Origin of the sequence: Mediannikoviicoccus vaginalis, from assembly GCF_928097925.1 — a bacterium.
In the GTDB taxonomy this organism is placed as follows: domain Bacteria; phylum Bacillota; class Clostridia; order Tissierellales; family Peptoniphilaceae; genus Mediannikoviicoccus; species Mediannikoviicoccus vaginalis.
The window spans coordinates 1,243,571-1,263,790 of the sequence record NZ_CAKMRI010000001.1; the positions used below are offsets into that span (position 1 = coordinate 1,243,571).

22 protein-coding genes are annotated in these 20,220 nt (G+C 29.9%); 14 read left to right on the plus strand and 8 right to left on the minus strand.

The genetic code is table 11. From position 1 onward, the window contains the following. Positions 1-9: 9 nt before the first annotated feature. Positions 10-729 carry a YoaK family protein gene (locus L6651_RS05800; RefSeq protein WP_237037047.1) on the minus strand — a complete coding sequence of 240 codons (720 nt, stop codon included), beginning with the start codon at positions 727-729 and terminating at the stop codon, positions 10-12. Between the two features lie 130 nt (positions 730-859). Here L6651_RS05800 and L6651_RS05805 point away from each other — a divergent pair, with 130 nt between their 5' ends. Both L6651_RS05805 and L6651_RS05810 read left to right on the plus strand, forming a co-directional pair. Next, on the plus strand, positions 860-1,612 hold the full coding sequence (locus L6651_RS05805) for a DUF1287 domain-containing protein (RefSeq protein ID WP_237037048.1): 753 nt from the start codon (positions 860-862) through the stop codon (positions 1,610-1,612). Between the two features lie 52 nt (positions 1,613-1,664). Then, positions 1,665-3,224, plus strand: a complete 1,560-nt coding sequence (locus L6651_RS05810; protein ID WP_237037049.1) for an ABC transporter transmembrane domain-containing protein — start codon at positions 1,665-1,667, stop codon at positions 3,222-3,224. Between the two features lie 31 nt (positions 3,225-3,255). Here the strand turns inward: L6651_RS05810 and L6651_RS05815 are convergent, their stop codons facing one another. The 6 genes from L6651_RS05815 to L6651_RS05840 all read right to left on the minus strand — a co-directional run bounded on the left by L6651_RS05815 (position 3,256) and on the right by L6651_RS05840 (position 7,768). After that, positions 3,256-3,537, minus strand: coding sequence for a DUF5960 family protein (locus tag L6651_RS05815; protein WP_237037050.1), 282 nt, complete (start codon positions 3,535-3,537; stop codon positions 3,256-3,258). Continuing rightward, positions 3,534-3,884, minus strand: coding sequence for a hypothetical protein (locus tag L6651_RS05820; RefSeq protein ID WP_237037051.1), 351 nt, complete (start codon positions 3,882-3,884; stop codon positions 3,534-3,536). Before L6651_RS05820 ends, L6651_RS05815 begins: the two co-directional genes overlap by 4 nt. Next, positions 3,881-5,293, minus strand: a complete 1,413-nt coding sequence (locus tag L6651_RS05825; protein ID WP_237037052.1) for a Y-family DNA polymerase — start codon at positions 5,291-5,293, stop codon at positions 3,881-3,883. Before L6651_RS05825 ends, L6651_RS05820 begins: the two co-directional genes overlap by 4 nt. A gap of 20 nt (positions 5,294-5,313) precedes the next feature. Continuing rightward, on the minus strand, positions 5,314-5,871 hold the full coding sequence (locus L6651_RS05830; RefSeq protein WP_237037053.1) for an ImmA/IrrE family metallo-endopeptidase: 558 nt from the start codon (positions 5,869-5,871) through the stop codon (positions 5,314-5,316). 28 nt (positions 5,872-5,899) lie between these two features. Next, positions 5,900-6,313, minus strand: coding sequence for a helix-turn-helix domain-containing protein (locus tag L6651_RS05835; RefSeq protein ID WP_237037054.1), 414 nt, complete (start codon positions 6,311-6,313; stop codon positions 5,900-5,902). A gap of 462 nt (positions 6,314-6,775) precedes the next feature. Beyond that, positions 6,776-7,768 carry a helix-turn-helix domain-containing protein gene (locus L6651_RS05840; protein ID WP_237037055.1) on the minus strand — a complete coding sequence of 331 codons (993 nt, stop codon included), beginning with the start codon at positions 7,766-7,768 and terminating at the stop codon, positions 6,776-6,778. Between the two features lie 159 nt (positions 7,769-7,927). Between L6651_RS05840 and L6651_RS05845 the strand changes: the two genes are divergently transcribed. Genes L6651_RS05845 through L6651_RS05855 form a run of 3 tightly spaced genes read left to right on the plus strand, consistent with a single transcriptional unit; the run spans position 7,928 to position 11,223 of the window. Continuing rightward, positions 7,928-9,682, plus strand: coding sequence for an ABC transporter ATP-binding protein (locus L6651_RS05845; protein WP_237037056.1), 1,755 nt, complete (start codon positions 7,928-7,930; stop codon positions 9,680-9,682). Then, complete coding sequence (locus tag L6651_RS05850; RefSeq protein ID WP_331473708.1) at positions 9,666-10,889, plus strand: ABC transporter ATP-binding protein; 1,224 nt, start codon at positions 9,666-9,668, stop codon at positions 10,887-10,889. The genes L6651_RS05845 and L6651_RS05850 overlap by 17 nt, the downstream gene beginning before the upstream one ends. A gap of 43 nt (positions 10,890-10,932) precedes the next feature. Then, positions 10,933-11,223, plus strand: coding sequence for a CD1845 family protein (locus tag L6651_RS05855; protein ID WP_000583243.1), 291 nt, complete (start codon positions 10,933-10,935; stop codon positions 11,221-11,223). Positions 11,224-11,543: 320 nt separating this feature from the next. Here L6651_RS05855 and L6651_RS05860 read toward each other — a convergent pair whose 3' ends face one another. After that, positions 11,544-12,713 (minus strand): IS110 family RNA-guided transposase, encoded by a 1,170-nt coding sequence (locus tag L6651_RS05860; protein ID WP_002838080.1) that lies wholly within the window; start codon positions 12,711-12,713, stop codon positions 11,544-11,546. A gap of 284 nt (positions 12,714-12,997) precedes the next feature. Here L6651_RS05860 and L6651_RS05865 point away from each other — a divergent pair, with 284 nt between their 5' ends. The 9 genes from L6651_RS05865 (at position 12,998) to L6651_RS05905 (ending at position 20,207) form a co-directional block, all read left to right on the plus strand. Continuing rightward, a complete protein-coding gene (locus L6651_RS05865; protein WP_237037057.1) occupies positions 12,998-13,975 on the plus strand; it encodes a replication initiator protein A in 978 nt (325 codons plus the stop codon). A 14-nt stretch (positions 13,976-13,989) separates the two neighbouring features. Then, on the plus strand, positions 13,990-14,847 hold the full coding sequence (locus tag L6651_RS05870; protein WP_202502806.1) for an ATP-binding protein: 858 nt from the start codon (positions 13,990-13,992) through the stop codon (positions 14,845-14,847). Positions 14,848-14,861: 14 nt separating this feature from the next. Continuing rightward, a complete protein-coding gene (locus tag L6651_RS05875; RefSeq protein ID WP_004829707.1) occupies positions 14,862-15,353 on the plus strand; it encodes a PcfB family protein in 492 nt (163 codons plus the stop codon). A gap of 188 nt (positions 15,354-15,541) precedes the next feature. After that, the gene (locus tag L6651_RS05880; RefSeq protein ID WP_019107276.1) at positions 15,542-15,745 is read left to right on the plus strand and encodes a hypothetical protein; all 204 of its coding nucleotides are present in this window, start codon (positions 15,542-15,544) and stop codon (positions 15,743-15,745) included. Between the two features lie 44 nt (positions 15,746-15,789). Beyond that, a complete protein-coding gene (locus L6651_RS05885; protein ID WP_112889299.1) occupies positions 15,790-17,592 on the plus strand; it encodes a VirD4-like conjugal transfer protein, CD1115 family in 1,803 nt (600 codons plus the stop codon). Positions 17,593-17,748: 156 nt separating this feature from the next. Further along, positions 17,749-18,612: an Abi family protein gene (locus tag L6651_RS05890; protein ID WP_058259928.1), complete on the plus strand. Its 864-nt coding sequence runs from the start codon at positions 17,749-17,751 to the stop codon at positions 18,610-18,612. A 190-nt stretch (positions 18,613-18,802) separates the two neighbouring features. After that, positions 18,803-19,126, plus strand: a complete 324-nt coding sequence (locus tag L6651_RS05895; RefSeq protein ID WP_002842079.1) for a single-stranded DNA-binding protein — start codon at positions 18,803-18,805, stop codon at positions 19,124-19,126. Next, complete coding sequence (locus L6651_RS05900) at positions 19,127-19,342, plus strand: Maff2 family mobile element protein (protein WP_002838961.1); 216 nt, start codon at positions 19,127-19,129, stop codon at positions 19,340-19,342. 1 nt (position 19,343) lies between these two features. Continuing rightward, the gene (locus tag L6651_RS05905) at positions 19,344-20,207 is read left to right on the plus strand and encodes a VirB6/TrbL-like conjugal transfer protein, CD1112 family (protein WP_237037058.1); all 864 of its coding nucleotides are present in this window, start codon (positions 19,344-19,346) and stop codon (positions 20,205-20,207) included. The last annotated feature ends 13 nt before the right edge of the window (positions 20,208-20,220 follow it).

The following is a 20,220-nucleotide window of genomic DNA, read 5'->3' on the forward strand; positions in this document are numbered from 1 at the left end:
GTCGGTGTTTTAATGTCCTCGAGGTTTTCTATTAAACATTTCCCTTTCAATTACCCTATCTGCATAAAAAAGATTTATAAAGATAATCAAAAGTAAAATACAAGTTACCCAAATTGACTTATACTCAAAAAATTTAATGCTTACAGTTCCAAGTACAGTTCCCAAAATAAAATAAAAAATCATAGAGCCGTGAATCTTTAATTTATTTTTAGAGTAGTCATCTTTCTTTCTTAAATAAACGGAAAAATTTGAACCAACTTGGCGGATGTGATTTGTTACAAAAGTTGTAGCTGCCGGTGTTCCACGAACTTGGCGAAAGGTGTTAAACTGCATTGAACAAATGAAATTTAACGCAACCTGACATATTTGGTCCGGTGCAGACTTTGGAAGTAAACCTAAAATAAATACAATTATGATTTCAATTCCAATTAATAAGGTATCCCATCGTAAAAAGAAAAATTTCTTTATGGTTTTTCCCAGATGTTCCGACAAAAAGGAACCGAAAAAGTAAACAGAAATTGGTAAAAGTAAATGTAAGGCCCTGGTCCAATCAGCCTTACCAAGGGCTATGGCAAAAAGCACCACATTAGCAGTTTGGGCATTACAAAAAACTCCACCACGAAGTATAAAAGTATATGCTCCAAAAAAGCCTCCCACAGTGATTAATAGTTTATATATAAAAGGTTCTTCACATGTTAAGTACACATCTTCTAAATTATTTTCATCCATAAAAATCTCCTCTAATACATTCTACATCTAATATAAAAACATTAAAAGGGTGAGAAATTGTTACAATATGTCAAAGTTAGTGAAATATAATGAAATAAAGTATAAAATAGAGCTAAGAAAAGGTGGCGACATGAAAACAGAAAAAAGATATATTATAATACCCGTTTTAATAATAGCAGCTTTATTTATACTATTTCTTTACAAAAGTGAAGAAGCAAGGGTGATTTTAAATGGACCAATCTTTAATAGATTTTTATTTGAAGATGGAAGAAATAAAGAATTTAAAAAATTAAATATAAAATCAAACTCCGACTACAATGAAAATGGGATAGATGACTACGAAGACTTTGTGAATGGCGCAAGAAAAGATGCTAAAAACCATCCAAAATATGTTCCCGACTATGTAAAAGATAACAATGGCTATCCAGATAAATATAGCGGCGTTTGTACCGATGTAATCTGGCGAGCATTTAGAGAAGCAGGTTACTCCCTAAGATCCATGTTAATTAAAGACATAGAAAGGTCCCCACAGGACTATCCAATGGTGGAAAATCCCGACAATAACATCGACTTTAGAAGAGTTAAGACATTAAGACCATTTTTTGAAAAGTACTGTACAGTCTTAACAAATGAAGTAAAAGATCCAAAGGACTTCCAACCAGGAGATATAATAATCTTTGGACCAAATGACTTTCATATAGGAATGTGTTCAGACAATAGAAATGACGAGGGATTTCCATTTATATTTCATAATGGAGGACAGCTTAAAAGAGAAGACGACTATATTAAACGCTCCCCAATAACTGGACATTACAGATTTGAAAGGGAAAATATTCCAGATGATGTAATAGTTCCATGGGATGAAGATGAATATAAAGAGTAGAATATTCGAAACTATATAAAGGTATATGATTATATAGTTAAATGAGGAAATTATGATAAGAGATAAATACAAAAATAATTTTTCTAAAATTTTATTACTATTTTTAACGGGGATAGTCGTAGGAAGTTTAAGTATACTTCCTATGATTTTCATTCAAAAGGTAATAGATTACTTAACAATGGGTAATACAAGTGATTTTATAAAAAACATAATATTTTATTCACTGGTATATATTTTTGTTAATATGTTTAGGATTTTCCTAGTCAACTTTGGTTCAAAATTTGAACTTAATTTGAATAGAGATATAAGGAATGAGATTGTTGCAAGCATTCTTAGCACAAAGATTGATCTACTAGAAAAAGCTGGTCAAAGCAATGTTTTTAACGTTCTTATTGATGATTTAAAATCCCTCGATGACAAACTTATACCTCTTGTTTTTGAATTAGGTTTTTCAATATCAAGTTTTGTAATCGGATCGATTATAATAATAAAATATGACTATATTATGTTATTTGCTATGATTTTAATTTCTGCAATTTCAACTATTGTAATTCAAAAGATTTTAAAGAATTCGGAAATAGCATCTAAAAATAGTCAAATTCAAAGACTTAATGTTATAAATAAATTTTTTGACATAATTGTAGGTGCTAGGGACATTAAATTATTTAACAAAGAGAAAGTTTTTACCAGTGAGTTTCTCAAAGAAAACAATGAGTTAAACAAGCTGGATAAAAAAATCGTAAACATTAAAAATGTATCTCAAGCACTTGTCAGTTTACTGTTTAATCTTATTATGGCTATTTTAATCTTTATTGGAGGCATGCGTGTTAGCCAAGGTAGTTTGTCTGTTGGTGCATTAATTGCAATCATTTTATATGCATCAATGATTACTGATCCAATATTTAACATAATAGAAAATCAAAAAGAAATTTCTGCTTTTAAGAATTCCGTTAAGAGAATAGATGATACCTTTGAAATCATAGAGAAAGAGAATATAAATTTAATTGACGATTTTACTACAATTGAATTTAAAGATGTTTCATTAAATTATGGAGATAATCACATTTTAGAAAATTTTAATTTAATCATAAATAAAGGCGATAAATTAAAGATAAATGGAAGAACGGGATCAGGTAAATCAACCATTGCAAAATTAATCACAAATATGTACAAACCAACTACTGGCAATATATATATTGATGGAAAAGAAAATAAAACAATATCTTTGTCAGCAGTTTTTCAAGAAAATAAATTATTCAACATGTCGATTGTAGATAATATTACATTTAAATCCAATGTGGATGAAGATAAATTGCATCAGATTATTAAAATCTGTAGATTAGATGAAGTTATTAAAAAATATTGTACGAACAACATCGGATTTGATAATAGTACTCTGTCAGGTGGAGAAAAGACAAGGGTTTTATTAGCAAGGGCATTGTATAAGGACTGTGAATTATATATCTTTGATGAAATAAGTACAGGACTCGATGAAATTCTTTTCTATGAAATATTTGATGATATTATGAAATACCTAGAATTAAAAACTGTCATTATAATCGACCATAAAAATATTAGCGAAAATTACTTCACAAAAAGTATTTCCATATAAAACCCACCTTATCGGTGGGTAATTTTTTACTCTATCTACATTGATGTCCTAAGTAAGAGTATACTATAATATTTTTATTTTCTTCAATATGATTTCTCTTGAAGAAAAAGTAATGTTCTTTTTTATCCTTTGAATTCTTATTGTTAAGCATAAAGTAATTTTTATTGGATGAGCTTAAGCAGTGTAAAATATCATCAACCAAAAAAGTAAGGGGAATGTTTGTATCTACAAATTCATAAAAATCTTTCTCAAATTTCTCATAATTATTTGAAAAGTAATCAAATTGAATACTGTTTTTTTGCAATTCATTCATGATTCATTCTCCAAAAGTTTTAATCTAATAATATTTTTACATAGAATCTTTTTAACTGCCGATTCAGTTCTAAAGTAGATGTTTAAATTTTCCATATCTATTATTTTACCAATATAGGGCTTGTAATTTTCATTAGTATATAAAGCAATTTCTAGATTGTTTAAATAAACCTGCCCCAAGAGCATAAGGATTTCTTCTTCCTTCATCTTTTTTGAAAAATCTATTTCATTTCCCATTTGTAATAGGGCAGTGGTGTGTTCAGAAATGAAAAAACCCATCCACTTTACCATTCCTCTATCCACATACTGTCTTGCTGATTCATATTTAAGATAATCCCTTACAATCATATAATACCGTCCATTCCACCGGCATGACCACCGATTAATTTACTTCTTTCAATAACTCTTGATCCTTTCATTAGTGAAAATCCAGGAAGGACAGAGGTATAACCAAATTTATCTCTTATTTCATCAAATGTCTTATCCAAAATTTCTTGTTTTTGTAATTCTCGTACATCATCTAAAAGAGTGTAATTAAAAAAGCTGTCATCCACTAATTTGCCATAGGTTACACCAATATTTCTAACGGCGCCACCTCTATACCTTTCTCTAAATAGTCTTATTACTTCATTTGATAAAGCCTTAGTAGAATTTGTTGGATTTATACTCCTTTGAGCCTTAATAGACTTTATGTCTTCCTTATATGAAAAACCGATGTAAATGGAAATTCGACCAGTTTTTTTATTCTTTTTTCTAATTCTTGTGGCAACTTGCTCTGCCATTTCCCTTAAAACTATTTCAATTTCACTTTGACTGTGGTAGTCCCTTGGTAGTACTTGTGAATTGCCATAACTTTTTGATCTTGCTATATAGGGAACATTTACTTTAGACTCATCAACGCCATTTGCATGAAACCAAAGTTGCACACCGATTACACCAAATTCCTTTTTCAAAATATCCACATTATAATTAGCCAGGTCCCTAATGGAATAAATTCCAAGTTTATTTAGCCTTGCAGCCGTTCTACTTCCAATTCCCCAAAAGTCCGTAAGATTTTTAATATTCCACACCTTAGCTTCCACATCTTCATAGGACCAGTTTGCCCTCATTTGCCTTGTGGTCTTAGCCTCGTTATCAAGGGCCAACTTAGCAAGTAATGGATTGGCATTGCTCATTCCAACTGTTGAATAAATACCAGTTTCCTTCCAAATTTCATTTTGAATTTTTGCAGAAACACAGTCCAATTTATCCTTCTTAGTCATGTTCCTATTAGGTACAAAATAATTTAAAGACCCAGTTAAATCAAGAAATGACTCATCAATAGAATAGGGATGTATTTCATCCTTTGGAGCATAATTTTGAAAAACTTTTTGGATTTTTAAGTTTTCTTCAATATATAAGCTCATTCTTGGAGGGACTATCAAAGTCTTTTCAGCCCATCTTTCCACATAGTCAATGTATTCCTTTGTAATATCCAACTTTTGATTTTTTGCATTCTCAAATGAAAACTTTCTCGTTTGTATATCAAAGGGGAGATCCCTAGCTCTACCAACATTTTTCTTACCAAAAACCCTTTTAAAAGTGGGGCTACTGGCAAGGGTAAGCCCAGAAGCGTTGTCAGAGTTACTCATTACACAAAGGGATGTAGTAAGAGGATTTAGATTTCTTTTAACACATTCAACACTGGCATAAAAACTTTTCATATCAACAAAAGCAATATCAGATTTCGGTTCTAAAGAATAATCAATAATACCCATAACCCCTCCTTCTACTACTTTTAAAAAATCTCTTCGTTTCCCTTATCAGTTCCATCAATTTTAGTAAAAAATTGATTATTATTAGGCAAATCAAGACGATTAATTGGATAGCCCATTCTATACATTTCATTTAATTTAAAGATCATTAGATTGATGTTTACATTGAAAATTTTTGAAAGAGTTTCATAGTCTTCGCCAAGTAAAATATGTTCCATAAGCTCCTCTTCATCAATTAATAGATGGGCAGCAAATAGATTTGCCTCAAGCTCAGTAGAGTTAGTTATATTGAAAAGTTCGTATTCAAAAATTTCCTTTTTCCTAGCAAGATTCCCATGATAAACATTGTGTCCAAGCTCATGGGCAAAGACCATATTTAAAATCCTTTCATCCACATATGGATTGTAAAACACAAATTCATTCCTAAGAATAACCTTGTACATTCCTAATAACTTTGTTTTTTCTTTGAAGGGAATAAGCATTACATTTCTTTCTTGCAAAATAATTTGAGGGTCCCTAGTACCATGCAAGCTTATTAAATTTTGAACATCATCATATATTGTTGATATTTGATTACTCATGAAACCCTCCTTTCGTTAAAATCCAATTTTATTCTTCTTCAATTCTAAATTTCTTTGGAGTATACTTCTTATTTTCCATTTTTGCCATATAAAAAGCTTCTTGCATAGCATCTAGTATTACTGCCTTATCCTCTTCTGGAAGTTCACCACCAGCCATTAGTCCAATTACGCCATTGACTATGTCCTCAGCATCCTTTGCACCCTTATAGCCAAATTCTTTTTTAACATTAAGTAAAAAATTGGTCTCTTGAGATAAAAAATAGTCCGCTTCAACATCAAGAGCCTTCGCTAACATTTCATAATACTTTTCAGAACGGGGAACAGTTTCTCCCAGTTCATATCTAGATATAGATTTTATAGAGATACCAGATTTTTTAGCCAGTTCTTCTTGAGTTAAATTCTTTTTTATTCTTAATTCCTTTAATTTTGTGGCAAAGTTCATACTCATCCTCCTTTATGGTCATTTAAAGTCCATATGTTTCTAAAATATAAGTCACTTAACGACTTAACAATACTTAATAAGACTTTTAATGACTATATTATACTTTTAAAGTCCTATTAAGTCAATTAAGTTTAAAAATATGTATAGTTATGGATGAAGATGGATGGGAATAAAAAAGTTAAGTTGAATTATGGTAGTAATTTTATTGATTAAAAATAAATATTTATAGAATTAAACCAGGAAGTATTTGAGAGAGTTTTAAAATAAAATAATAGAAAAAAATGGAGGTTGAAAGATATGATTTAATATTGATAAATTTAGCTATTTTTAGCATCAGACTAAGAGGCCCATGAATTAAAGGTCTTATTTATTGTTCCTAATAGGGTAGAGTTACACACCAATATATATATATATTTAGACGCACATAAGATATGGGTGTGTAACTGGTAAACTAAATTTTTATTAATCACAGTACTCGCATTTTAAATTATGATGATTGCAAGTTAAACCACGTACCTCGCTAGGAAGCTTTCCCTTGTATCTTTTATAATAAATAGAAAATTTGCTATGGGATGTGTATCCAACAGATTCTGCTATCTCTTTTATAGGAAGTTCGGTATTTAACAAAAGAGTCTCAGCCACATTCATTCTTTTTCTTTGGGTGTATTCCGTAATGCTTTGACAATATTTTTCTTTGAACAAATTTTTTAATTTTGTTCCACTCATTTTGGATATTTTTTCAAGGGTTTCTTGATTTACATTCATGGCGAAATGATCATCCAAGAATCTTGCCACATCTTCAAGTGCTTTATTATCATCAGATTCAATTTTATATTTTTTCCTATTTAAGTAGGTGTCGATTACAATACTTACCCATTCATTTGCTTTGGCTTTAAAGAAAAAATCAGCGGCTGGAGAGTCCATCTTACAATTTAATATTTCCATTGCCACTTTTTCTAAGGATTTTGTGAGAATTATTTGATTCGGTTGAAGTAAAGCCCCATAAAATGACTCTGGATTAATGTTAATAGATGAAAGATGTTTTTCTATTAGCTCTTTTTTAAAACCAATGGAAACAGCAAGATAACAACAATTCTCGTGTAATAAAAAAACAAAATCGTCTTTTATATTGTCAAAGTCAAAAGTACATAATGAGTTTGCAGTAAGTGTTTGATATGGATTAAACTTTTCTCCATTTGCACTGACAATGTAGCTTGTGTAAATTGAAACATAATCTGCCATACTATAGGTACTGTTTTGAACTACTTCCTCTCTGATATAAAAATCATGGATATCAATAATAAATCCATCTCCTTCATAAAACCAATAAAGTCCCTCCGCATAAGTTGAATCATCTTTACTCCAACAAAATGTGTGCCCTGCACTTGAATATTTCCTATTGTTTTTACATTCATCAACTTTCATATATTCTCTTACAAAATCATAATAAGTCATAACACACTATCCCTTTTAGACAATATTCCAATTAGCCTTATATTTAGCAAGTTATTGCATTACTGATTATAGCAGATGTATACTGTAAAAGCAATGATAATTAATATCATTAGATGAAAATCAATCTAAAAGGAATATTAAAAGAAAGGAGATATGATTATGAAGATTTACAAAAAATTATTTACTTATGTACAGGATAAAAAACATCTTGGGATTTTAGCTATGGTTTTTTCTGCTATATCTGCGGTACTTACGGTATATGGATATTATTTAATCTACAGATTTTTAGATAATTTAATAATTAATTCAGACTTATCCGGTACAGAGAGCCTAGCATTAAAATCGGTCGTTGCATTAACAAGTGGAGCTATATTTTATATTGTTTCAGCAACATTTTCACACGTTTTGGGATTTAGGCTTGAAACAAATTTAAGGAAAAGAGGGATTGATGGCTTAGAAAAAGCAAGCTTTAGGTTCTTTGACTTAAATCCATCTGGTCAAATAAGAAAGATCATAGATGATAATGCCGCACAAACACATCAGGTTGTAGCTCATATGATTCCCGATAGCTCTCAGGCAATAATCACACCTGTGCTTGTACTAGCACTTGGCTTTATAGTAAGCATAAGGGTTGGCATTACCTTACTTGCTCTTACAATAATTGGAGGCTTAATTTTAGGGGCGATGATGGGCGAACAAAAATTTATGAAGATATACCAAGAAGCTTTATCTAAATTAAGTGCCGAAACTGTTGAATACGTTAGAGGAATGCAAGTTGTAAAAATATTTAGAGCAAATGTCGAGTCATTTAAAAGCTTTTACAAGGCGATAAAAGATTACTCAAAATATGCTTATGATTATTCACTATCTTGTAAAAAACCTTATGTTTTGTATCAATGGTTATTTTTCGGATTGATTGCAATTTTAATTATTCCTATAGTTTATTTTATGGCTAGCCTAGGCAGCACCAAGGTGATTTTACTTGAACTTATCATGATTTTATTTTTATCTGGAGTTCTCCTTGTCTCATTTATGAGAATGATGTGGTACTCCATGTATATTTCTCAAGGCAATTATGCAGTAGATACTTTAGAGGCTCTTTACGAAGATATGCAAAAAGACAAATTAGTGCATGGTAATGTCAATAATTTTAAAAACTATAATATAGAATTTGAAGGTGTAAGCTTTGCTTACAATGATAAAGCTGTCATTGAAAATTTATCCTTTAAATTAGAAGAGGGAAAGTCCTATGCACTAGTCGGTTCATCTGGATCAGGCAAATCAACGGTAGCAAAACTTATATCAGGTTTTTACAATGTTAACGAAGGAAGCATAAAGATAGGTGGGATACCAATAAGTGAATATTTCGACGAAGCCTTAATTAAAGCCATTTCCTTTGTTTTTCAAGATTCAAAATTATTCAAGAAAAGCATTTATGACAATGTAGCTTTAGCTAATAAAGAAGCGACAAGAGATGACGTTATGAAAGCCTTAAAACTAGCAGGATGCGATTTGATACTAGATAAATTCCCAGAAAGAGAAAATACAGTCATAGGCTCAAAAGGAGTTTATTTATCTGGCGGAGAAAAACAGAGAATTGCAATTGCTAGAGCTATTTTAAAGGATTCCAAAATTATTATTATGGATGAGGCATCGGCATCAATTGACCCAGATAACGAGTATGAACTACAAAAAGCTTTCAAAAATCTTATGAAGGATAAAACAGTTATCATGATAGCACACAGGCTATCTACAATTAAAGATCTTGATGAAATTATTGTGATGGATAGTGGGAAAATTATAGAAAGAGGCTCTGACAAAGAATTAATGTCAAGAGATACAAGCTATAAGAGACTGCAAGAGATGTTTAACAGTGCAAATGAATGGAGGGTTTCAAATGAAGGAGTTTTATAAAAAAAGATTTGCTCTTACAGATAAGGGAGCAAGAAATCTAACTAAAGCAACACTGTCCTCATTTTTCGTTTATTGTATAAACATGCTTCCTGCCATATTACTTATGATTTTTGCTCAGGAAGTTTTGGAAAATATGGGCAAAAGCAAGGGATTTTATATAGTATTCTCAGTTTTGACTTTGATAGCAATGTATATTTTGCTTTCTATCGAATACGATAAATTATATAGCACAACCTATCAAGAAAGTGCGGATTTAAGAATAAGGACAGCGGAGAATTTATCAAAATTACCTCTATCATACTTTTCTAAACATGACATTTCCGACCTTTCACAAACAATCATGGCTGATATTGAAGGTATAGAGCATGCAATGAGTCACTCAATACCAAAGGTGGGCGGCATGGTATTATTCTTCCCATTAATATCCATCATGATGCTAATAAGCAATGTGAAGATGGGTTTAGCTGTAATTATTCCAACGGTTCTAAGTTTTATATTTATACCACTATCTAAAAAACATTCAGTTAAGGGAGAGAAAGAATATTATAATGCTTTAAGAGAAAACTCAGAAAGCTTTCAAGAAAATATAGAGATGCAAATGGAGATTAAAGCATATGGCTTATCAGAGGAAATGAAAGAAAAGCTATATGAAAAAATGGATAAAAGTGAAAAAGTCCACTTAAAAGCAGAAAATGTAAATATCTTAATTATGTCACTATCATCAATATTTAGCTTTATATCTCTTGCTGTTGTAATATTTGTTGGCGTAAATCTAATGATTAATAAAGAGATAAGTGCCCTCTACCTTTTAGGATATTTATTAGCGGCTATAAAGATAAAAGACTCTCTTGATGCATCTAAAGAGGGAATGTTGGAGATATTTTATTTAACACCAAAAATTGAAAGGATTAAAGAAATTCAAAATCAAGAATTACAAGAAGGCGATGATTATAGCTTAAAAAGATTTGATATTGATTTAAAAAATGTTGAGTTTGCCTACAATAAAGACGCAAAAGTTTTAAATGGCGTAAGCTTTAAAGCTAAGCAGGGAGAGGTTACTGCTTTGGTAGGTGCAAGCGGCTGCGGGGACAGTGATATAATGATGACAGATACAATAAATCCATTAAAATCAAAGTTTAAAGGCTTCCACAAAACTTTTAAACAAGACGATTTAGGATTAAGTCTGTCATCTTTTTTATTAAATTAACAAAAAAGAAAAGAAAACATAAGTAATAAGGATTGAAGAGAATATGATAATATTTAGAGTTTTTTTCAAAATCATATTGTTTCCTATTAGGATAGCGTTAAGTATCATAATTCTATTTTTAACGTTTGTATTAGGACTCAGCACAATATTTTTCAAACTGATTTCATTTATCGCTATTATGGGATTTTTAGGATCTGTTTATCATGGAGAAAAAGCACTTGCTATAGATGCGTTTATACTAGCATATCTTTTTAGTCCTTATGGTTTACCAGTGCTAGGATATTTTATTATAGAAGTGATAGAAGGGGTGAATGAAAGAATAAAAGTAATTTAAATATAAAAATAAATAGATTAAAACGATGAAAAAGAGATAGCAAAATCAAAGCTATCTCTTTTTATATGAAAAGAAAGACTAACTATTAAAAGTCAAGAGGTGAAACAAAGAAAATATAAGTAATGATATTGATAAAAACTGAATAAAAATAAGCATGAAAAAGCACCCTAAAGTTTAAGATTAAAAATAGGGTAAGTAAAGTTTTTGCCTTTTAAATAGTAATTTTTTCAAAAGAACCTGTAAATGGTAAAGGCTCCGCCCGAGCAAAGCTCGCCATTTACAGAACCTTTATCAAAAATTTGTAAACAGTTAAGCAAAAACTAACTCTGCACTTGATAAGGTTCATTCTTAGTAAGGACAGCAAAAATAGTATGACAAAGCTTTCTAGCAACAGCGTTTGTAGCAACTAAATGATGCTTGCCTTCACTGATTTTCTTCTGATAATAATCAGAAAAAACAGGGTCACAAAATTCAGCTCTAAGAGCGGATTGAAAAAGAGCACGCCTTAAGTAAGGAGAACCTCTTTTACTCATATGATTGTAAGTAGATTCATATTCTCCAGACTGAGAAACGCTAGCATCCAAACCAGCATAAGCGACAAGTTTTGAAGGATTAGAAAATCTTTTAATATCACCAATCTCACCTAATATAGTAGCAGCATTAACAGAACCAATACCTGGAATAGTAGTAATTGGAGAATTAAGTTTTTCAAGTAAAACCTCAATTTCATTCTCAACATCAGAAACCTGATTTTGAATAAAAGAAATTTGCTCAATAAGCATTTTGATTTGAAGACTAAATGAGTCCAGACAGAAATTAATACCAAAAGAAGAAGAAGCCTTTTTAGAAAGCTCATCAATCTTCTTAGAAGCATAGTTTTTCCTAGTAACAGATTCAAGAAAAGTATTCAAATCATCAGAATTAATATCCTCAAAATCAGAAGGAGTAGAGAAATTTGAAAGAATTTCCTTAGAAGTCTTCCCAAAAATATTACTAAAAGAAGAGGCATATTCAGGGAAAACTTGATCTAAAAGCGCAATAGTTTTTCTTTTAAGATCGCCAATAGAAGAAATAAGGTAGGACCTAAATCTGGAAAGATTCCTCAAAGACAAATAATCTTCATTAGAAAGTGAAGTCTCAACGAAATCTCCATATCTAAGAAGATCAGCTATTAAAAGAGAATCAATAATATCAGTTTTTCTCTTTCTAATCTCAATACCTTGTCGCCAACCGTCAGTTTGGATAGGGTTGATAACACGAACAGTAAAGTTTTTTTCAACAAGATATGAGTATAGAGATAACCAATAATGACCTGTAGCTTCCATACCAACTTCAAGTTCATTTTTGAAAGCTTCTAGTTTAAGGATTAAACTTTCAGCACCATCAATGGAATTTGAAAAAGAAAAAGCCTTAAAGATAACTTTTTTCTTGTCATCAACTAATGAAGCAACATGAGTATTTTTACCAATATCGATACCTAAATAAAACATTTGAAACCTCATAAAAAGTATTTTAGATAGAACCTTCTAAATCTAATAACGTTACTGCCTTATGGGAGATACGAAGTACTGAAAATCAGTCAACATCTAACTTATACGTAAACAGTTAAAAGATTAGAGGACTCACTCTTTCAAGTACGAGATTAAATCTCAAGGAGGGGACGAGTACACTCTATCTAATAACAATATTATACAGTAAAACTGAATAATACTTAGTCGATAAAGGGTTATAGGTTACCTTTAACAACCTAAATACATTATATAAGGGGGTTATGATGAAAGAAATAGTTAAATTTGAATACTATTATGGCAATGAATCAGAACAATATTCATTTTTTAGGATTCCCAAAACTTTATTCACCGACTTAAATTTTAAAAAACTATCCGTAGAAGCAAAAATTCTTTATGGAATTCTACTCGATAGAATGAGCTTGTCAATTAAGAATAAATGGTTAGATGAAGAAAACAAGGTATACATTATCTATACCATAGAAGAAATTATGGAAGTATTAAATTGGGGGAGAAATAAATCGGTCAAAGTAATGAAAGAAATTGAAGAGATAGGATTATTAGAAAAAAAGAGGTTAGGACTTGGAAAGCCAAATTTACTTTATGTAAAGAACTTTATTTACACAGAAAATAATAAAACTACAGAAGTTTCAAAAGCAAACCTCAAGAAGTTTAAAAAACAAACTTCAGGAAGTTTAGAAAACAAACCTCAAGAAGTTTCAAAAGAGGACTCTAATAATACTAATATTAATAATACTGAAACTAATAATACTGATTTTAATAATACCACCCCCATATCCCCCTTAGAAAAGCTAGGAGAAAAATCAAAAAAAACTTTGGAGGAGGAAGAATTAAAAGAAACTATAAAAAAGAATATATCTTATGAAACCTTTGAAAAAGTAAGAATAGAAGAAAAGAAGCAAGTAGATGTAATGATAAATGTACTTGTAAAAGCCTTAACTAGCTTTACAAACATTAAAATAGGAGGGAGGCATATATCCAATGAAAATTTTAAAGAAAAATTTCTAAGTCTTAACTATAAACACATAGACTATGTTTTGAAATACCTAAGAGAAAATGCTCCAAAGGATATTAGAAACATTAATGCCTATCTACTGACTCTCTTATACAATGCAGATGAAAATATTAGAAACATAGAAGTCATAAAGAGAGAAAATCAGAAAAGAGAAAACTTTGACTATAGTAACGATGAGGATATATGGAGAGAAATTTTAAATACTTGATAGGAGAGGAGCATATGGAATTAATAAAAGAAATCCTAGAACAGAAAATAAAAAATGCAGAAACAAATAGTCCATCAAAAGATGAAGAAAATAGGAGTTATATAGATCAAGAAACAGGATTAAAATATTGTGCAAAATGTAAAACACCAATTGAAAAAGAAATAGACTTCTTTGGAGAAATAAAAAAAGTTGGTATTTTATGTCAATGTAAAAAAGAAAGACAAAAATTAGAGGAAGAAAAAAGAAAAGAAAATAAAATGCTTTTAAAAATTGAACGCTTAAAAAAAGAGTGTTTTTCTGATCCTATCCTATTAAATTGGAATTTTAAAAATATGGACAAAGATAGTGAACATGAAAAAGTAGCAAAAAACTATGTGGAAAAATTTGATGAAATATATGAAAATAATATAGGATTAATTCTTACAGGGAATGTGGGATGTGGAAAAACATATCTTGCAAGTGCTATAGCAAATGCTTTACTAGAAAAAGAAATATCAGTCAAAATGACAAATTTTTCAGTAATTTTAAATGATATGACTAACTTTGAGATTGATAAGAGTAAGTATATAGATAACCTAAATCATAAGAAACTATTAATTATTGATGATTTTGGAATGGAAAGAGATACAGATTTTGCAGCTGAGCATATCTTTAACATAATAGATAGTAGATATAGAAGTGGGAAACCTCTAATTATAACAACAAACTTAAATATATCAGCTTTAACTAATCCTGAAACTATAAAAGATAAAAGAATTTACTCAAGGATACTTGAAATATGCAGTCCAATTATATTTACAGGAGAAAATAGAAGAATAGAAAAAATGAAGGAGAAATCAAAATTAGCCTATGAAATATTAAAAAAAGAATGAAAGTAGGTGAGTGAATGCAAAATGATGATATAAATAGCAGAACAATAGCCATAGTAAAAAAAGCAAGTATAGTAACAGCCAAGCAAGTTATAAATTTGATGAAGAAAATATTAGAAATAAATAAACATAAAGCGCAGACAGAACAGTCAAGACCCTTAGAAAAATTTAAAAAAGTAAAAGTAAAAGATCTTGTAAAAAAAGGTAAAGTAGAAACCTTAGAATTAAATGACATAGACTTAAAAGCATTGAAAAAAGAATTAAAAAGATATGGGGTGAAATTTTCCATAAAGAAAGATTTAGAAAATGGAAACAACATTATCTTTTTTCAAGCAAAAGATATAAAAGTAATGGAACAAGCTTTTAAAAAGACAGTCCAGAAATTTACTAAAGATAAGTCAAGAAAAAGAAAATCTTTAATAGAAAGGCTTAATAACTTCAAGGATAAAGTCAAAGATACTATTGACAGAGATAAGGTTAAACATAAACATCAGGAACAAAGTTTATAATAAAAGAACTTAGATATATAATATATATGATGAGAAGGCATGAATAGCTGTATTGTTGAATACTATGAAAAAGAAGATTGGAATCATCCAGTAGAAGAATTTCTCTTATCTATAGATAAAAAATGAGAGCAGAAGTATTAGGAAAGAAACTAAAAGCTACCTTTGAAAGTAAAGTATAAGTGTATGAAATGAAGAAAAATATTTGCCCAAAATGTAAAAGAAAGATGAAACAACAATTTATAGGCCTACTACATTGCAAGTGTGGTATAAGCTACCATAAAGATTTAGGATATTTTAAAAGAAATGAAAATATGATTTTTGTCTTGGAAAGAAAAAAGATAGGTAAAAAAATAAAACAAGTTCCAGTAATAAGATATAAAAAAGATAAATAAAATACTAATGGGTAGAGAAATCTACTCTTTTTTATGGAGAGGAAGTGATTAATTCGAAAATACTAAATGAAATAATAAAAGATATAAAAAATGTTTTTAAGATAAGAGATAAGAAGAAATTTGTATTAGAAAATCTTCCTTACCTCTTATTTTTTTATATAGGAAATATCTTTGCAAGCCATGTCAACTCTTATGTAGGAGGAGATATAATAGATAGAATTCTAGTAGCTTTTAGTCAAATAGATACTTTAAAATATATTCCATCATTAAAAATAAAAAACCTTATACCCAGTCTAATTCTATCAGTAGTTATTAAGTTAATCCTTATACAGAAAAAGAAAAATGCAAAAAAGTTTAGAGAGGGCAGAGAATATGGATCGGCAAGATGGGGAAATGAAAAAGACATTGAGCCATACATTGACAAGAAGTTTGAAAACAATGTGCTACTAACTCAAACTGAAAGACTTACCATGAACAATAGACCTAAAAATCCAAAATATGCGAGAAATAAAAATGTAATGGTAATTGGAGGTTCTGGTAGTGGTAAAACAAGGTTTTTTGTAAAGCCAAATCTCATGCAAATGCACTCTTCATATGTAGTAACCGATCCAAAAGGAACATTAGTCTTGGAATGTGGGAAAATGTTGGAAAGAAATGGATATGAGATAAAAATATTAAACACAATAAACTTTAAAAAATCCATGAGATATAATCCCTTTGCATACTTGAAAAGTGAAAAAGATATTTTGAAATTAGTACAAACAATAATTGCAAATACTAAGGGAGAAGGAGAAAAATCAACTGAGGATTTTTGGGTGAAAGCTGAAAAACTCTATTACACAGCACTTATAGGATATATCTGGTATGAAGCTCCTAAAGAAGAACAGAACTTTACAACTTTACTTGCTATGATAGATGCAAGTGAGGTAAGAGAAGAAGATGAAAATTTTAAAAATGCAGTAGACTATATGTTTGAAGCATTAGAAAAAGAAAAGCCAAATCATTTCGCAGTAAAACAATACAAGAAATACAAACTTGCAGCAGGAAAAACAGCTAAATCTATTCTTATTTCATGTGGTGCAAGACTTGCTCCTTTTGATATTCAAGAACTTAGGGACTTAATGAAAGAAGATGAACTGGAGCTTGATACACTTGGAGAAAAGAAAACAGCTTTATTCGTAATAATATCGGATACAGATGATACATTTAACTTTGTAGTATCAATAATGTACTCACAATTATTTAATCTATTATGTGATAAAGCAGATGATGAATATGGTGGAAGACTTCCTGTTCATGTGAGATGCCTACTTGATGAATTCGCAAATATCGGCTTAATTCCTAAATTTGAAAAGCTGATAGCAACTATTAGAAGTAGAGAAATATCAGCTTGTATAATATTACAAGCACAATCACAACTAAAAAGTATCTATAAAGATAATGCAGATACCATAGTTGGCAATTGTGATTCTACATTATTTTTAGGAGGCAAAGAAAGAACAACATTAAAAGAATTATCTGAAAGCCTAGGCAAAGAAACCATAGACCTATATAACACATCAGAAACAAGATCGAATCAAAAGAGTTTTGGACTAAATTATCAAAAAACTGGTAAGGAACTTATGAGTCAAGATGAAATAACTGTAATGGATGGTGGTAAGTGTATTTATCAGTTAAGAGGAGTAAGACCTTTCTTATCTGATAAATTTGATATTACAAAGCATAAGAATTACAAGTTATTGGAAGATTATGATAAGAGAAATATATTTGACATAGAGAAATACCTACAGAGAAAAGATGAGGTTAAGTTAAAAGAGAGTATGGTAGTTGAAATATTAGATGAATAAATTTAAAATTAAATAAGAAGTAAGATAGATATTTAGGAAAGATTAAAAGAAAATACTTGACAAAAAATATTCTATAACATATAATAACGTCAACAGCACCCGACACGCCTCTTAACAATGCGGACCAAGTCGGGTCATTTGATTTTAGGAGAAAAAATGAAAAAAATCTATCAAGAACCGATTAGTATAGAAAATCAAGTAAAAAATTTAATAGACTTAGGACTTTTAGTGGAAGATAAAACTTATGCTAAGAAAATTCTTGGAAGAATATCCTATTATAGGCTGATTAAAGCTTATAGTATCACATTAAAAAAAGATGGAAGATATATATCAGGAACAAGTTTTGAAGATATTGTAAGTTTATATAAATTTGATAGAGAACTTAGACAGCTTATATTTGAAACAATAGAGCATATTGAAGTTTCTTTAAGAGCAGTTATCACAAACTATTTTTCTTTAAGATATGGGAACTTTTCATATAAAGATATGAATAATTTTGAGAAACAAAAGGAACAAGAAAGGGTACTAGAAGAATTAGCAAGGGAAGTTAAAAGAAATAGACGCTCACCATTTATAAAAAACTTTAAAGACAATTATGAAGGTGGAGAAATTCCACTCTATGCAGTGATAGAAGTAGCAAGTTTTGGAACTTTATCTAAAATGTATAAGAATATGAAAAATGAAGATAAAAGTAAAATTGCAAAAGTCTTTCATACAGACTACCATTACTTTGAATCTTGGATAGAAAATTTTGCCTATATAAGAAATATATGTGCCCATTATGGCAGGCTATATGGAGCAAAGCTTACAAAATCACCAAAGCTATATAAAGAATATTTAAAAAATAATATTTCAAACAATACAATATTTGCTACATTAGTTAATCTTAAAATAGTTTCTGAAGAAGAAAATTACAAAAAATTTTATCATGATCTAACAGCACTAATAGCAAGATATGAAAATATTGAATTAAGACATGTTGGCTTTATAGAAAACTGGAAAGAATTACTAAAACCATAAAATTAAATAGAGAAATCTACACCGAAAAAAACATTTCGGTGTTTTTTTATGCCCAAAGGAGGAATAATGAAATATATACGAGATGAGCCGAAAAAATAAGATACAGATAAAAATGAAATATTAATGAATTAGAAGTAGAAGCGATAGAGAAAACTATCGCTTTTTTTATGGAATAAAGGAGATAGAACAAATGGAAAGAGAAATGCTAAATATTAATGGAAATCTAGTAGGAGAAATAAAAACAACTGCAATAGATACAAAGGAAGGAGAAAAAGAGGTAGCTAACTTCACAATAGTTAGAAAGAACAAAGAAGAAGGAAAGGTTAAAAAAGAATATATCTACTGTAATCTCTACGGGGAAAAGGCAAAAAGTGTGAAGGAATTTAAAAGTGGAGAATACATCCATATTTTTGGATATTTTAAGGAAACAAAAAAAGAAGACAAGACATTTAAAAATTTTATCGTAAAGCACATAAATAAAATTAAAAAAGAAGAAAAAGAGGAGGAAATATAAATGGAATTTTTTACACAAGCAGTAAATGTATTAAAAATATTAGTTACAGCAATTGGTGCAGGGCTTGGAGCATGGGGTGTTATCAACCTGATGGAAGGTTATGGGAATGACAACCCTGGTGCTAAATCTCAAGGTATTAAGCAGCTTATGGCTGGAGGGGGAATTGTACTCATAGGTTTAAAACTAATACCGCTATTAGCAAACGTGTTAAAATAAAATGTTTAATATAGTAGATAAGATCAAAGAGTTTTTTTCGGAGATACTTATTGATATGATCAAGGAAAATTTAAGCGGAATGCTCCTTGATATAAATGATAAAGTATCAACGATAGCAAATGAGGTAGGAAAGACTCCGAGTGGATGGAACTCGGAGGTTTTCCACTTCATAAAGTCTATTTCAGAAAATGTTATACTTCCCATAGCAGGTCTTATCATAACGGCTGTACTATGTATTGAATTAGTTCAAATGGTAATGAACAAAAATAATATGCATGACACAGATACCTTTGATTTTTTTAAATATATGATAAAAATGTGGATAGCAGTATGGCTTGTATCTCATGCTTTTGACTTTTCTATGGCAGTATTTGATGTGGCACAGAATTTAATAGGAAAGGCAGCAGGTGTGGCAAATGCTAGTGCAAAAGTTTCTCCAGGTGATATAGCTAATATGGTAGATAGCCTAAAAGGAGAGTCAATAGGAAAATTAATGACTATAGTACTAGAGACATCAATTGTAAAGATGATAATTCAAGGGATATCAATACTAATTACAGTTATTCTATACGGCAGGATGATAGAAATATATATTTATACTTCAGTTTGCGCCATACCTTTTGCCACAATGGGCAATAAAGAATGGGGAAGTATTGGAACAAACTATATAAGAGGGCTCTTCGCACTTGGCTTGCAAGGTTTATTCCTACTTATATGCGTAGGAATTTATGCCGTACTTGTTAAGACTTTAAATATATCAGACATACACAAAAGTATTTTTGAATTACTAGGATACACCTTAATACTTGGTATAACTATGATGAAATCAGGAAGTATTGCAAAATCAATTTTAAATGCTCATTAATAAAAAAGGAGAA